This window comes from Candidatus Methylomirabilota bacterium (assembly GCA_035764725.1).
Lineage (GTDB): Bacteria > Methylomirabilota > Methylomirabilia > Rokubacteriales > CSP1-6 > DASRWT01.
Window position 1 is genome coordinate 1 of sequence record DASTYT010000128.1, and the last position, 14865, is coordinate 14865.

General features: G+C 70.7%; 13 protein-coding genes. 6 read left to right on the plus strand and 7 right to left on the minus strand.

Features of this window, described 5'->3' with window-relative positions:
* Nucleotides 1–26 precede the first annotated feature (26 nt).
* On the minus strand, nt 27–1019 hold the full coding sequence (locus VFX14_21120; GenBank protein HEU5192200.1) for an ABC transporter substrate-binding protein: 993 nt from the start codon (nt 1017–1019) through the stop codon (nt 27–29).
* 87 nt (nt 1020–1106) lie between these two features.
* Here VFX14_21120 and VFX14_21125 point away from each other — a divergent pair, with 87 nt between their 5' ends.
* On the plus strand, nt 1107–2084 hold the full coding sequence (locus VFX14_21125) for an ABC transporter substrate-binding protein (protein HEU5192201.1): 978 nt from the start codon (nt 1107–1109) through the stop codon (nt 2082–2084).
* A 99-nt stretch (nt 2085–2183) separates the two neighbouring features.
* Here VFX14_21125 and VFX14_21130 read toward each other — a convergent pair whose 3' ends face one another.
* The 3 genes from VFX14_21130 to VFX14_21140 all read right to left on the minus strand — a co-directional run bounded on the left by VFX14_21130 (nt 2184) and on the right by VFX14_21140 (nt 5609).
* Nucleotides 2184–3092, minus strand: a complete 909-nt coding sequence (locus VFX14_21130) for a hypothetical protein (GenBank protein ID HEU5192202.1) — start codon at nt 3090–3092, stop codon at nt 2184–2186.
* A gap of 160 nt (nt 3093–3252) precedes the next feature.
* Entirely contained in the window at nt 3253–4122 is an 870-nt protein-coding gene (locus VFX14_21135) for an EamA family transporter (protein ID HEU5192203.1), read from the minus strand.
* Nucleotides 4123–4166: 44 nt separating this feature from the next.
* Nucleotides 4167–5609 carry a phospholipase D-like domain-containing protein gene (locus tag VFX14_21140; GenBank protein ID HEU5192204.1) on the minus strand — a complete coding sequence of 481 codons (1443 nt, stop codon included), beginning with the start codon at nt 5607–5609 and terminating at the stop codon, nt 4167–4169.
* A 174-nt stretch (nt 5610–5783) separates the two neighbouring features.
* Here VFX14_21140 and VFX14_21145 point away from each other — a divergent pair, with 174 nt between their 5' ends.
* Genes VFX14_21145 through VFX14_21155 form a run of 3 tightly spaced genes read left to right on the plus strand, consistent with a single transcriptional unit; the run spans nt 5784 to nt 9418 of the window.
* The gene (locus VFX14_21145) at nt 5784–7997 is read left to right on the plus strand and encodes an ATP-binding protein (GenBank protein ID HEU5192205.1); all 2214 of its coding nucleotides are present in this window, start codon (nt 5784–5786) and stop codon (nt 7995–7997) included.
* 13 nt (nt 7998–8010) lie between these two features.
* On the plus strand, nt 8011–8709 hold the full coding sequence (gene msrA, locus VFX14_21150) for a peptide-methionine (S)-S-oxide reductase MsrA (GenBank protein HEU5192206.1): 699 nt from the start codon (nt 8011–8013) through the stop codon (nt 8707–8709).
* Between the two features lies 1 nt (nt 8710).
* Nucleotides 8711–9418: an HAD family hydrolase gene (locus tag VFX14_21155; GenBank protein HEU5192207.1), complete on the plus strand. Its 708-nt coding sequence runs from the start codon at nt 8711–8713 to the stop codon at nt 9416–9418.
* 2 nt (nt 9419–9420) lie between these two features.
* On the opposite strand, the gene VFX14_21160 is transcribed toward VFX14_21155, so the two are convergent.
* A complete protein-coding gene (locus tag VFX14_21160) occupies nt 9421–9915 on the minus strand; it encodes a VOC family protein (protein HEU5192208.1) in 495 nt (164 codons plus the stop codon).
* A 129-nt stretch (nt 9916–10044) separates the two neighbouring features.
* Between VFX14_21160 and VFX14_21165 the strand changes: the two genes are divergently transcribed.
* Nucleotides 10045–12441 (plus strand): molybdopterin-dependent oxidoreductase, encoded by a 2397-nt coding sequence (locus VFX14_21165; protein ID HEU5192209.1) that lies wholly within the window; start codon nt 10045–10047, stop codon nt 12439–12441.
* Between the two features lie 6 nt (nt 12442–12447).
* Here the strand turns inward: VFX14_21165 and VFX14_21170 are convergent, their stop codons facing one another.
* Nucleotides 12448–13293: a hypothetical protein gene (locus tag VFX14_21170; protein ID HEU5192210.1), complete on the minus strand. Its 846-nt coding sequence runs from the start codon at nt 13291–13293 to the stop codon at nt 12448–12450.
* A gap of 56 nt (nt 13294–13349) precedes the next feature.
* Between VFX14_21170 and VFX14_21175 the strand changes: the two genes are divergently transcribed.
* A complete protein-coding gene (locus VFX14_21175; GenBank protein ID HEU5192211.1) occupies nt 13350–14666 on the plus strand; it encodes an MHYT domain-containing protein in 1317 nt (438 codons plus the stop codon).
* On the opposite strand, the gene VFX14_21180 is transcribed toward VFX14_21175, so the two are convergent.
* Nucleotides 14624–14788: a hypothetical protein gene (locus VFX14_21180; GenBank protein HEU5192212.1), complete on the minus strand. Its 165-nt coding sequence runs from the start codon at nt 14786–14788 to the stop codon at nt 14624–14626. The two genes, VFX14_21175 and VFX14_21180, sit on opposite strands and share 43 nt — an antisense overlap.
* Between the last annotated feature and the right edge of the window lie 77 nt (nt 14789–14865).

The following is a 14865-nucleotide window of genomic DNA, read 5'->3' on the forward strand; positions in this document are numbered from 1 at the left end:
GGCGTGGAGGCGGTCACGGTCGATGACTACTGGATGACTTCATCGGCCCGCACGAGCAGCGATTGTGGAATTGTGAGCTCGAGCAGCTTCGCGGTCTTGAGATTGACCACCATCTCGAACTTCGTGGGCTGCTCCACGGGCAGGTCAGCGGGGCGGGCGCCCTTTAGGATTTTGTCGACGTATGTCGCGGCGCGGCGGAAGTTATCACGCTGATCGACTTCGTACGCGATGAGCGCGCCGGCTCTGGTGATCTCGGCCTGGGCGGTCATCAGGGGCAGTCTGCCCCGCGCCCCCAGCTCGACGATCTGTCCCCGCGCCCCGAAGTACATCGGATCCCCGGTGACGAGGACTGCGTGCGCCGACTCCCGAGTCGCTGCGGAGAACGCCGCGGCGAGCTCAGCCGGGGCCCGCGCCTCCACGATCTGAAGACGGAGCTTCAAGGCCCGGGACGCCTCTTCTGCCTCCCGCAGAAGGCGTCGATAGCGTGGACCGGCCGGGTTCAGCAGTACTGCCACGCGAGACAAGTTGGGCACGACGCTCATGAGAAGCTGGAGCTGTTTGCCGACCAGATCGGAGTATTGTCCAGAGAGACCCGTGACGTTTGCTCCGGGCCTCGCGAGGCTCGCGATGAGTCCCGCCCCGACGGGATCTCCATGGTTCGTCATTACGATGGGGAGGGTCGACGTGGCACGCCGCGCCGCGTCCGCCGCATACGAGGCGGCGACGATCACATCGACCTTTCGCTGAACGAGCTCCGTAGCCAGGACATCCAATCGTTCCGGCTTCCCCTCGGAGAACCGTGCCTCGACGACGAGGTTCTGGCCCTCGACATAGCCCAGCTGGCGCAATCCCTCGAAGAGGCCGCCCCAGATCCGAGAGGCGCCGGCGTCGGTCAGCGGCACGGTGCCGAGAACCCCGACTCGAAACACCTTCGTTCCCTGCTGCGGCACGGCTGCGTGTGGTGAGATGAGGAGTGAAGCCAGGACGATCGCGCCGAGACCGACGCGGGTGAGCCTCATGGCGGGCTACTCTGGCATACCAACGAGGCCCGGGCAATCTTCCGATTCGACCTGATTCGACCGCTGACGATCGGGTAGGATACGCCGGTGCGCCCCAGCCAGCGTGTTCCCGTCCTCGTCTTTCTCGTCGTGTCGCTATTGCTCGCCCCGGCGCTCCCCGCCCAGGCGCAGCAACCTGTGGCGGCCCGGCGCGTCGGCGTGCTGACGTTCACCCAGCTGGCGCCGACGCTCCAGGAGCCTTTGCGCCAGGGCCTTCGCGATCAGGGCTACGTCGAGGGGCAGAATCTCCTCATCGAGTGGCGAGCCGCCGACGGCCGGCCCGAGCGCGCGAAGGCGCTCGCGCAGGAGCTGGTCGGGCTCAAGGTAGACGTCATCGTGGCGAACCTCACGCCCGCGGTGCAGGCCGCGAAAGAGGCGACGGCCACGATCCCCATCGTGATGGCCTCGGCCGGGGATCCGGTGGGCACCGGCTTCGTGAAGAGCCTCGCGCGGCCGGGCGGCAACATCACGGGCCTGACGGGCATTTCGGCGGAGCTTGCGGGGAAGCGCATCGAGCTGCTGCGCGAGCTCGTCCCCGGGCTCACGCGCGTGGGCTTGCTGCTCAACGGCACCAATCCCTTCGCGAAGTCGCTCGTGAGCGAGACGCGGGCGGCCGCCAAGCGAGCGGGCCTGGAGATCCAGATCATCGATGTGCGCCGGGCCCAGGACGTCGATCCCGCGCTGTCCGGGCTGACCCAGCGGCGGGCCCAGGCGGTGATCGTCGATGCCGCGCTGACCACGTGGCGGGCCGCGCAGCTGGCGCTACAGCACCGCCTGCCGTCGATCTCCAATCAGCGGGCCTTCGTCGAGGCCGGCGGCCTCGCGTTCCACGGGGCGGAGCCGAGCGACGTGCAGCGCCGGGCCGCCATCTTCGTCGCGAAGATCCTCAGGGGGGCGAGCCCGGCGGAGCTACCCGTGGAGCAGCCCACGCGCTTCGAGCTGATCCTCAACCTCCGGACGGCGAAGGCGCTCGGCCTGACGGTCAAGCCGGCGCTGCTGCTCCAGGCGACGCAGACGATCGAGTGAAGACCGACATCCGGTAGGCCGAGCGGCCGACTCGCACCCGGAAAGGGATTGGAGGTGCGAGCCGGTCGCTCGTCTCGCCGGCGGCGCGGGCCAAGCGCCTTAGCAGAACGCGGGGCCCACCGCCTCCAGCTTCTCCCGCAGACCGGGGCCGAGCTTGCCCACCGTGGCCAGGAACTGCGGATGCGTGATGCCCGAGCCGATGAAGGTCCAGCGCAGGGCCTTGAGCTGCGCCTCGGTGAAGCGCTCGCGCTCCTCCGCGGTGAGGCGGCGGCCCGTCGCCTGCTCGAAGCTGTCGACGTCCATCTTCACCTGCTGCTGCATGCCGCCGTCGATGAAGGCGCCGATCTCGAGGTACTCCTCCACCGCGCGGTGGATCTCGCCGGGCGTGGACACCGCGGCCAGCTCCTCGACGATCAGCGTGTCGAGCTTGGTGTGCTGGGCCTCTTCCATCCAGTGGTGCTTCAGGAGGCTCTTGAACTGGGGATCGAGGTCGCCGTCGTCCTTGACGGAGTCGAGATAGTGCGACTGGACGAACCACTCGATGTGCAGCGTGAGCAGCGCCACCGCCAGGGGGCTATAGCCGAGGATCTTGGCCGCCACCGCCTCGGGGGGCCCGATCACCTCGCAGTGATGGCCGAAGCCCCCGTCGAACTCCTCGCGGAAGCGCTTGAAGAGCTGGATGTGCTTGGCTTCCTCGCTGGCGAACTGGATGAGCGCACGGGTGCGGTAGTCGTCGGCGGCCAGGCGCGGCCGCGCGTGATCGAGCACGAACGGGAGGATGTATTCCTCCACGAGCCCGAACATCACGAGATAACCCAGGCCGCGGATCTGATTCAGGGTGCGCTGCTCGCTCGGCGAGAGGTAGTCGAGCTTGCGCACGCCGGCCAGGGCTTCCGGCAAGAACGGCCGACCGAAGTCGAGCCGCTTGTCGTTGCCGATGATGTCGTCGATCTTCCAGTTCACCCGCTGGCTCGTCGCCAGCACACCTTCGTACGTGTACGCCGACATGTTTCGGGTCCTCCTTTGCCCCGCATCATTGCGGGCCCACGATGGCGAGGTGGCAATCGGCGTGCCACCCCCCTACATGTGCATATTCATTGGAAAGTGCCGCGAGGAACGTGGGGCGACGCGGCGAAGCGCCCGGGAGCCTCAGGCAGGCTGCCGCAAACTAGAGCCGCTTGGCTCCCGTCAGCAGGTACACCCCCAGCACGATCAAGAGGGTGGCGCCGACCACGCGCCAGCCGAGCTGCCGCCGGCCGCCCGGGATCAGGAAGGCGAGCAGCAGGACGAAGAGGGGCGCGGTCCCGATGAGCGGCGTCACCACGCTGACCTCGCCGTAGCCGAGGGCGACGATGAGGAGCGTGACGCCGGTGTTCTCGGCGAGGCCGCCGCCGATCAAGAAGAGTAGGCTCTTGTGGTCGATGCGGAGCGTGCGCCAATGACCGGTCGCGGTCACGAAGGCCGTCGCCGCGATCATGGCCGCCGTCGTGTTGACCGCGGCGTCGAAGAGCGGCCCCGCCTGGCTGAGCCCCATCTTCCGCGCGATCTGTACGATGCCGAAGCACGTGGCGGCGAGCACGGGGTAGATGAGATGCCGCGTCTGGAACCCGACGTACTTGCCGCTGAGCGAGAGCATCACGGTGCCGGCGACGATGACCAGGGTGCCCGCGAGGATCGGGCCGGTGATCCGCTCGTGGAGCAGCACGATGGCGAGTCCGGTGGCGATGAGCGGCGTCAGGTTGAAGATGGCGGCGGCGACCGGCGCGCCGACCTTGTCGATGGCTACGGTGCGGAACAGGCGTCCACCCGCGGTGCCCACCACGCCGGAGAAGACGAAGTAGGGCACCGCGCTCCAGTCCCACGCCGCGCGCGGCACGAACAGCAGCACCGCGGTCCAGAGGCCGATCACGCCCACGGTGACGTTGATCCAGAACGCGGCGTAGAAGCTCGAGCGCCGGAGCCCCTGCTGGATGAGGATGGTCGCGACCGCGGAGAAGAAGGCGCTCGTGAGGGCGAGGACGTGCGGGGAGGTGTGCACGCTAGAGGTCGAGGGATGCCATCCGAGGGGCCCGAGGCAGTCTACTACTTCCGCAGACGGCCCTCCCGGGACGCCCGCCGCCGAAGACGATGAATGCGATAGAAGAGCGATCCCGCGAGCCACAGCGCCGCGGCGGCGATCGGGTACGCGGCGACCCTCGGGAAGACGGCGGCGAGCACGCCGATGATCAGCAGCACCAGCGCCCCCACCAGCATGATGCGGGATTCGACGGGCTCGAGCGTGCGCCGATTGGCGACCGCGGCGCCGACGGTGTTGCCGATCCGGAGCAGGCCCGCCGCGGCGCGGCCCGCGCTGCCGCCACCGCCGGCCACCGGTGCGCTCGCGATCGGCCCGCGCGGATGGATCGCGGAGTCGGGTGCAAGGATGACCTCGGTCGCGTTCATGAGATCCTCGAGGTACATGGACTCCATGTCGCTCCCGAATGTCTCGTCCTCGACGATCACGTCCATCTCGCAGTTGCCGAGCCAGCTCGCGGGGTTGAGGTTGGTGGAGCCGACCCGCGCCCAGCGCCCGTCGGCCACCGCGGTCTTGGCGTGCAGCATGGAACCGTTCCACTCGAAGACGCGGATGCCGGCCTCCAGCAGCGGGCGATAGCCCGCCCGCGACAGGGGACGCAGGAGGGGGATGTCCGTCCCGTTCGGCACCAGCAGCCGGACGTCCACGCCGTCCCGCGCGGCCCCCCGCAGCGCCTGCACGTAGAGGGGCGTTCCCGCGTAGTAGGCGTCCGTGAGCCAGAGGCGCTTGCGGGCGATCGCCGCGACCAGCTGGTCGAGTCGTAGGAGGCCGGCCGAGTTGGGCACGGTGGCGACCACGCGCAGCGCGGTCTCGCCGGCCGTCGGGATCACATCGCCCCCCAGCGGGCGGTGATGGGACAGCGGATCGCCCATGAGCGCCCACATTTCCGCGAAGGCCTCCTCGATCTCGCGCACGGCGGGGCCCCGCACCTCGACGCCGGTGTCACGCCACGGCGGGATGTTGCGCGCGGGATCGCCGACCCACGCCTGTCCTACGCAGAGTCCACTGACGAAGCCCACCGTACCGTCGACCGTGAGAATCTTCCGGTGGTCACGGCTCAGCCATCCGAGCGGGCTCGCCAGAGTCGGCGGGTTGTAGCAGCGCACCTCGACGCCGCCGGCCCGCAGACGCTTCCAGAACTGGCGCGAGGTCTTGCCGAAGCCGCCCATCCAGTCGTAGATGACGCGGACGCGGACCCCGTCGGCGGCCCGCGCGATCAGCGCGTCGCTGAACTGCTCGCCGCTGACGTCGTCGTGAATGATGTAGCTCTCGAAGTGGATAGTCCGGGTCGCGCGGGCGATCGCGTCGAGCCACGCCGGGTAGTTCTCGCGGGCGTCTTTCAGGAGCCGAATGTGATTGCCGGGCAGGAGCGGCGCGCCGGCCGCGCGCGAGAAGGCCTGCTCGGCGAGCGCGCGAACCGACTCGGCGAGGGCGGGGGCGGGCGTCGGCATCGTAATCCGGGGCCTCCTTGACGGCTATTTCACTACGGAACATACGCCAGCCGGGACGGGAGCGTGTCGAAATCCCGCCGGCGCATGTGGCGACGGCGTGCCGAGGCGCGACCCGCCGCCGCCTTGACGGGCAGGCCGCGCCCCGGCTAGGGTCGAGGCAGCGAGCCTGCCCCGATGAACTGGCGCCGCGGTGTCCGCTGGCACCTCGTCCACCTGCAGCTGGTGGGCATCGTGCCGATCGGTCTTTTCACCGCGCTCCTGCTCTACCTGCACTGGCAGGCTCAGGACCACGAGCGCCAGCGCGCGCAGATCGAGTCCGTGCGCCTCCTCGCCACCGCGGTGGACAACGCGCTCGACAGCACGGTCGAGCGCTTGACGATCTTTGCGCGGCTCTGGGCGTCCAGCGACCTCTCCGACGACGCGATCCGGGCGCAGGCCCGCCAGGCGCTCCGGGCCAGCTCCGACTGGTCGAACCTCCTGGCGCTCACCCCCGACGGGCGCGGCGTGTTCCGGGCGGACGCGCCGCTGGGCGTAGCGATGCCGTCGGGGCCGCCCATGGCCCAGTGGTCGGCGGTGTTCTCGGCGCGGCAGCCCGTCATCACGGATCTCGTCCGGCGCGCGGATGCGGCGTCGCCGACGGTGGCAGTGGGCGTGCCGGTGGTGCGCAACAACGCCGTCACCCACGTGCTGATCGCCTATCTCGACCTGCGCTGGTACGACCGCCTGATGAAGCAGCCCGGCCAGCCCCCCGGCGCCGTCGCGGGCATCTTCGACCATCGCTTCGATTTCGTCGCCCGCAGCGTGGAGGGCGAGGAGCGGCGCGGCCAGCAGCCCTCCGCGGGGGTGGAGGACGCGATGCGGGCCAAGCCGGTGGGCATCGCGCGCTTCACCAATCTCAACCGCACGTCCGTCTACACCGCGTGGGCGTTCTCCCGCCACGGGTGGGGCGTGGGCTTCGCGACGCCGTCGGCGCCGGTCGACAATGCCTTCTGGCGCTATCTCGTGCTCTACGGCTTCCTCTGGCTGGTGGCCATGGGCCTGGGCGTGAGCTACGCGATCTCGAAGGCGAAGCCCTTTGCCGCGGCGCTGGAGACGGTGGAGGCCCAGGCGGAGTACGTGGCGGGGGGCGGCCGCATCGAGAGCCTGCCCGACTTGCGCGTGGACGAGGTGAACAAGGCGCTGAGCGCGCTCGAGCGGGCCAGTGCGCTCCTGCAGGCGACCACCAGGCAGCGCGATCGCTCGCTCGAGACGGAGCGCGAGGCGCGCGCCGCCGCCGAGGCGGCCAATCGGGCCAAGGACGAGTTCCTGGCCATGCTGGGACACGAGCTGCGGAACCCGCTCGCCGCGATCGCCAACGCGACCATCATCGTGAAGAGCGAGCGGCGCACGCCGGAGCAGCTCGCCTTCGCGACCGGCGTGATCGAGCGGCAAAGCCGGCACCTCCAGCGCCTGATCGACGATCTCCTGGACGTGGGCCGCGTGATCCGGGGCAAGATCCTGCTCGAGCGGAGCACCGTAGATCTGGCGACGATCGCGCGGCGCGTGGTCGCGACGCTGGAGACCTCGGGCGGGTTGGCCGACCGCCGCGTGGAGCTCACCGTGGAGACGGTCTGGGTGGACGGCGACCCGACGCGCCTCGAGCAGATCCTCACCAACCTGGTCGGGAATGCCGCGCGCTACACGGCCCCCGGCGGCCGGATCGGCGTGCGCGTCGCGCGCGAGGACGGCGAGGCGGTGCTGGCCGTCGAGGACGACGGCGAGGGCATCGACCCCGAGCACCTGGAAAAGGTCTTCGACCTCTTCTTCCAGGCCGAGACGACCCCGGCGCGCGCGACGGGCGGCCTCGGCATCGGGCTCACCCTGGTGCAGCAGCTCGTCGCGCTGCACGGCGGCAGCGTCATCGCCGAGAGTAACGGCGTCGGAACGGGAGCGCGCTTCAGCGTGCGCCTGCCCGCCCTGCGCGCGGTCGCGCCGGCCGCGGCGCAAGGCCCGACGCCGGCGTCGGGCGCGCACGCGGAGACCATCCTCGTCGTCGAAGACAACGAGGACGCGCGGGAAAGCCTCCGTCTGGCCCTGGAGCTTCGCGGGCATCGGGTGGTGTGGGCGGCGGACGGCGCCGCCGGCCTCGAGGTTCTGCGGCGCGAGCGGCCGCGGCTGGCCGTGCTCGACATCGGCCTGCCGGGCATGGACGGCTACGAGCTGGCGCGGCGCATTCGCGAGGAGCTCGGGCCCGGCATCGTGCTCGTGGCCCTGACGGGCTACGGCCGTGCGCGGGATGGCGACGAGGCGATCCGGGCCGGCTTCGACCGGCACCTGATCAAGCCGGTAGACGTGGACGATCTCGTACGCGTGCTGAGCGAGATGCGCCGCGCGAAGGCGGGCGTATGAGGAGGAGCGGCTGATGCGCACATCGACGAGCGTGGCGGGACTCCTGGCGATGGTAGCGGCGGTGCTCGGGCCCGTGCCCGCGACCTTCGCGGCCGACGGCGCGGTGGTGATCCCCGCGCCGGTGACGGACAGCCCGAAGGCGGCCGGCCCACCGCAGACCGCGGTGCTCGCGGGCGGCTGCTTCTGGGGCGTGCAGGGCGTGTATCAGCGGGTGCGCGGTGTGCGCAATGCGGTCTCGGGCTATGCGGGTGGCGCCAAGGAAACGGCGCAGTACGAGCGGGTGAGCGGTGGCTCCACCGGGCATGCCGAATCCGTCGAGATCAGCTTCGACCCGAAGGAGATCTCCTTCGGCGAGATCCTCCAGATCTTTTTCTCGGTGGTGCACGATCCGACTCAGCTCAACCGCCAGGGGCCCGACGTGGGCACGCAGTATCGCTCTGTGATCTTCTACGCGGACGAGGCGCAGCGGAGCATCGGGCAGGCCTACATCGCGCAGCTCGACAAGGCCAAGGCCTTTGGCCGCCCCATCGTGACCAAGGTCGATCCGCTCAAGGGCTTCTACGCGGCGGAGGGGTACCACCAAGATTTCCTCATCAACAATCCCCGCTACCCCTACATCGTCGTGCACGATCTGCCGAAGCTCGAGGCGCTGAAGAAGACGTTTCCCGCCCGCTATCGCGATCAGCCGGTGACGGTGAAGAGCGCGAACTGAGGTGGCGCGGCCCCGCTCGCCCGTCCGCGCCCTCCTCTTCGACGCGGGCCACACGCTGCTCGAGTTCGACCATCGCCTGTTCACCGATCAGCTGACGGCGCGCGGCCACCGGGTGGACGCCGCCGCGGTGAGGGCGGCGGAGCGGGGCGCCCGCATGCGCCTGGACGTGGAGCGCGCGGAGCCGGCGGGCGCGGGGCGCACCGGCGAGGGGCGCTACGCGCGCTATCTCCTGGACGCGCTCGGCATCGCGGACGAGGCGGAGCGGCGCGCCATCGCGGAGTGGCGGCGCGGCTTCAACGCGCCGATCGGCCTCTGCCATCAGGCTGATCCCGAGGCGGCGGAGGCCCTCGCGCGCGCCCGCGAGCGAGGTTGGACGGTGGGCGTGATCTCGAACTCCAACGGCTCGGTGACGCACGCCCTCGAGATCGCCGGGCTCTCCAAGCACCTCGACTTCGTGATCGACTCCAGCGTGGTCGGCGTTTCCAAGCCCGACGCCCGCATCTACGGCCTCGGGCTCGAGGCGGCGGGCGGCGCGCCGGCGGAGGCCGTCTACGTCGGCGACTCCTACTTCGTCGACGTGGTCGGCGCCCGCCGGGCGGGGCTCGGCGCGGTGCTGTTCGATCCCGGCGGCGTCTGGGGCCCGCGCGACTGCGCGGTGGCCGCAGGCCTCTGCGCCGCGGTGGAGCAGGCCGGGCCGCCCGGCCGCTAAGCTCAGCGCCCCTCGGCGGCGCGCTCGATCGTCGCGATGTCGAGCTTCTTCATCTGGAGCATTGCAGCGAAGGCTCGCTTGCCCTTCTCGGGATCCTTGCTCATGAGGAGCTCGGGCAGGATCTTCGGCGTGACCTGCCACGCCAGGCCGAAGCGGTCCTTGAGCCAGCCGCACTGCACTTCCTCGCCCCCTTCGGAGAGCTTCGCCCAGTAGTGGTCGACCTCCGCCTGGGTGTCGCAATTCACCACGAATGACACGGCTTCCGTGAACTTGTAGAGCGGCCCACCGTTGAGCGCGGTGAACTCCTGGCCGTCGAGCTCGAACTGCACGGTCATGACCGACCCCTTCGGCTGGCCGGATGCCTTGGCGCCGGCCTCGTCGTAGCGGGTGGTGCCGAGGATGCGCGAGTTGGGGAACGTCGAAACGTAGTGCTTCACGGCCTCTTCCGCCTGGCCGTCGAACCAGAGCATCGGCGTGATCCGTTGTGCCTTCGCCATCGGGACCTCCCTGGACAGTGTGGGCTGCGGTCCTTCTCGTCACTGGTCGAACGGGGTCGATCCGGATCGACAAGGGGCTGGCGCAGGTCAAAGGCTACCGATAGAATGCCCAACGGCCACGAGACTTCCATGATTCAGCGGATCAAGGGCTACTGCGCGCTCTGCATCTCCCGCTGCGGCTCCATCGCGGTGGTCGAGGACGGCCGCTTCGTCGCGCTCGAGCCCGATCCCTCCCATCCCACCGGGCAGGCGATCTGCGCGAAGGGACGCGCGGCGCCGGAGCTGGTCTACCATCGCGACCGCCTCCTCCATCCCCTGAAGCGGACGCGGCCGAAGGGCGACCCCGACCCGGGCTGGCAGCGCATCAGCTGGGACGAGGCGCTCGATACGACGGCCGCCGCGCTCCAGCGCATCAAGTCGCAGCACGGGGCGGAGAGCGTGGTCTTTACCTCCGTCTCCGCCTCGACATCCGCGATCGCCGACGCCTCGCCGTGGATCACGCGTCTGATGCGCGCCTTCGGCAGCCCCAACCTCTGCGGCTCGATGGAGCTGTGCGGCTGGGGGCGCGCCTACGCGACGCGCTTCACCTTCGGCATCGGCCACGGCGTCGGGGGCGCCACCATGCCGGATCTGGAGCGCGCCGGCTGCATCCTCTTCTGGGGCTATAACCCGAGCCTGGCGCGCCTGGCCCATGCGACCACCACGGCGGCCGCGCTGCGGCGGAGCGCCAAGCTGATCGTCGTCGACCCCCGGCGGGTCGGGATGGCGAGCAAGGCGGACGTGTGGCTGCGTGCGAGGCCGGGGACCGACGCGGCGCTGGCGCTGGGCATCGCGCACGTGATGCTCGAGCGCGGCTGGTACGATCACGAGTTCGTCCGGGACTGGACGAACGGGCCGCTGCTCGTTCGCTCCGACACGGGGCGTCTGCTCACGGAGCGCGATCTCGCGGGCGGCGCGGCGGGCGGGAAGCGCTACGTCGCCTGGGACGAGGCGGCGCAACGCCCGCTGATCTACGACCCGGAGCGTCGCCGCTACGAGCGCGATGCCCCGCCCGCGCTCCTGGGGGAGTACAAGATCTCGACGCCAGACGGTGCCGTCGTCTGCCGTCCCGCCTTCGATCTGGCGGTGGAGGGCTGCCGGCGCTATCCGGCGGAGGCTGTCGAGCGCATCTGCGGGGTCGACCGTGCCGAGGTCGAGCGCGCCGCCCGGCTCCTGTGGCACTCGCGCCCCGTCTCCTCCTTCGCGTGGAGCGGTGTGGAGCAGCAGACGAACACCACCCAGATCTTCCGCGCGATCTCGCTCGTCTACCTCCTGACCGGCAGCTTCGAGGCCGAGGGTGGCAATGTCCTCTTCCCCTCGGTGCCCTCACGCGGAGTCGCCGGCGACGATCTGATGACGGCGGCGCAGCGCGATCGCTGCCTCGGCCTGCCCGAGCGGCCGATCGGACCCTCGCGCTGGGAATGGGTCACCACCGACGAGGTCTACACCGCGGTGCTCGAGCAGCGGCCCTACGCCGTGCGCGGCATGGTCGGCTTCGGCGCGAACCTCCTCATGGCGCATGCCGAGACGCGGCGCGGCCGCGAGGCGCTCGCCGCCCTCGACTTTTACGTGCACGCGGATCTCTTCATGAGCCCCACCGTGGAGCTGGCCGACATCGTGCTCCCGGTGGCGAGCCCCTTCGAGCGCGAAGGGCTCAAGATCGGCTTCGACATCAGCGCGGCGGCGCAATCGCTGCTGCAGCTCCGGCGGCCGGTGGCCGAGCCGCGAGGCGAGGCGCGCGGCGACACCGAGATCATCTTCGATCTCGCGGTGCGCCTCGGCCTGGGGCGGCATTTCTGGGACGGCGACGTGGACGCGGGCTATCGGCATCAGCTCGAGCCGTCCGGCGTGACCCTCGAGGCGCTGCGCGCGAATCCCGGCGGCGTCACCGTCCCGCTCACGACGCGCTACCGGAAATACGCCCAGGAGACGGACGGCGTGCCCACGGGCTTCGCCACGCCCACGCGGAAGATCGAGATCTACTCCGAGACGCTGCTCGAGCACGGGTATCCGCCGCTCCCCGTGCACGTGGAGCCGCTGGTAGGCCCGGAGTCGCGCCCCGACCTGACTGCCCGCTTCCCGCTCGTGCTGACCTGCGCCAAGTCCACGCAGTTCTGCGAGACGCAGCATCGCGGCTTGCCGAGCCTGCGCCGGCGACAGCGCGATCCGGAGATCGAGCTGCATCCGGCGGCGGCCGCCGAACGGGGGATCGAGGTGGGTGACTGGGTGGCGGTGGAGACGCCGGAGGGCAGCGTGCGTGCCCGGGCCGCCTTCAACGAGAGCCTCGAGCCGGGCGTGGCCTGCGGCCAGCACGGCTGGTGGCAGGCCTGCCCGGAGATCGGTGCGCCGGGCTACGACCCCTTCAGCTCGAAGGGCGCCAATCTCAACCTGATCATCGGCAACGCGGCCATCGACCCGGTGAGCGGGTCGGTGCCGCATCGTGCGTATCTCTGCCAGATCCGCCGGCTCGGGGACGCATCGGCCTGATCCGGCTCAGAGCCGGTCGCGCACCCGCTCGGCGAAGCGACGGGCCTCGGCGCGCGGTACGGCCGGCGCCTCGAACCGCAGCACCATCGCCGTGTCCTGCTTGATCGCGACCGTGGCGACGGTCTCGCCGCGGACGGCCGAGAAGGCCTCGGGGCCGAGAGCCGGCTCCTCCTCGAGCTTCACGCGCTCGCGGGACTCGGCTTCCCGCCTCGCCGCGTCCACATAGCTTGTCGCGGCCGGCGGCGCGACGAGCGTGAGCCCCACCGCGCCCGAGCCATCATCGCGCTCCAGCGTGCAGGTCACACCCGGGCGGATCGTCGCGGGCGGCGGCTTCCGCCGCGTGGGCCCACCGAGGAGCTGCTCGACGCCGGCGCTCCGCAGGATCTCACAGGGATCGGGGATCGCGGCCACCGTCGGCGCCGGTACCAAGCTGAGGACGACCAGCTTGGGCCGCGGGCCGAAGTCCTCGGGCCGCTGGTCGAGCCCGTCGTAGAACGCCAGACGAAGCTCCGCAGCGTCCCGCGACAGGATCATCCACAGCGGCCGCTCGCCCGGCGCGTCAAGCGGCGTCGCGCGAAATCCGGGCGGCTCCGCGCTCAGCTGATAGCTTAGCGACCAGCGGACGTGACCCCCGGCCGCCGGCCGGACGGTCAGCTCGTCCCCCTTGAAGGTCCACATGGAGTTGAGGAGCTTACCTTCCGCGCGAGGCTGGCCGTTCAGCGTGACCTGCGCCACCGCCCACACGCCGTCCGGCGCCGTCTCCGCGCCGGCCCGGGCCGGCGCCTCGGCCCCGACCGCGGCGAGCAGCGCGACCAGAGGGATGCGGACGGCGATCTGGTGGGGCGTGCGCATGGGCCGGGCCTCGAGTCCATTGTACGACCGCTGTCTCCTCCAAAGGTTCGGGCCTGTTGTACCCTTCCCGCGTGGGGCATCACGATCCCAAGCTGGTCGTCCTGTCCGTGACGGTCGCGGTGATCGCGTCCTACGCCGCGCTGGATCTGGCTGCGCGCGTCAGCGTGCGGCGGGAACGGGCCGCGTGGCTCTGGCTCCTGGGCGGGGCCGGCGTCATGGGGACCGGCATCTGGTCGATGCACTTCATCGGCATGCTCGCCTTTCACCTCGAGACACCGGTGGCCTATGACGGCTGGATCAATGCGGCCTCATGGCTGATCGCAGTGCTCGCGTCGGGCGTGGCCCTGCTCGTGGTCCGGCGGCCCGCGCTCACCCGGACCAGCCTGGCCGGCGGCGCGCTCGTGATGGGGCTCGGCATCGCCGCGATGCACTACCTGGGCATGGCCGCGATGCGCGTGTCGCCGCCGGTCGAGTACGACATCCCCCTGGTCGCCGCCTCGATCGGCATCGCCTGCGTCGCCTCACTGGCCGCGCTGGGGCTCGCCTTTCGGCTTCGCCGGCGTTATTCGCCGGGCGCGGTCTTCGCCAAGCTGGGCAGCGCCCTCGTGATGGGGCTCGGCATTGCGGCCATGCACTACACGGGCATCGCGGCGGCGCGCTTCGCCCCCGGCACCGTGAGCCTCGAGCCGCCATCGCTCGGTGGCCTCGACGACGCCTTTCTTGCCGAGCTGATCGGCCTGGCCGCGCTGGGCCTCCTCGGCGTGACGGTGGTGCTCACCGCGTTCGACGCCGCGCGCGCCGCGCGCACGGAGGCGCTCGCGCGGGGGCTGCAGGCGCGGAACGAGACGCTCCGCGCCGCCGCGCTCTACGATGCGCTCACTGGCCTGCCCAACCGCATGCTGCTCGACGAGCGCCTGATCCTGGCGGTGCGCCGGTCTGAACGGAGCGGCAAGCCCTTCGCCGTCATGTTCGTCGACCTCGACCGCTTCAAGGCGATCAACGACACCTATGGCCACGTCGTCGGCGACCGGCTCCTCAAGGCCGTAAGCGACCGGATGCAGGGCTGCGTGCGCGGTGAGGATACGGTGGCGCGGGTGGGCGGCGACGAGTTCATCGTGGTGCTGGCCGAGCTGGCCCGCGGGGTGGACGCCGGCGTCGTGGGCGAGAAGATGCTGAAGGAGCTGGCGCGGCCGTTCGAGGCGGAGGCGCATCGGCTCGACATCGGCGCCAGCGTCGGGATCAGCGTTTATCCCGACGACGCGCGCGACGTGCAGACGCTCCTGCTCCATGCCGACGCGGCGATGTATCACGCCAAGCACTCGGGCGGGAATCAGCTGAGCTTTTTCGCTCCGGGCATGACCGCGGGCGCCTGACCGATGTAGCCACCGATGGCCAGCGCGGCGATCAGGCCGAGCCAGTGGCCGAGCCGCGCCGCGCGCGCGGCCATCATCTGCGCCCGCGGGATTCGCACCATGCCCGCCAGCGACGGTGCCACGGTGCTGAGGCCGGGAAGAACTTCGCGATCAGGAGGGCATTGCGGCCGCGCGCGAGGAAGAGATTCTCGGTGCGGCG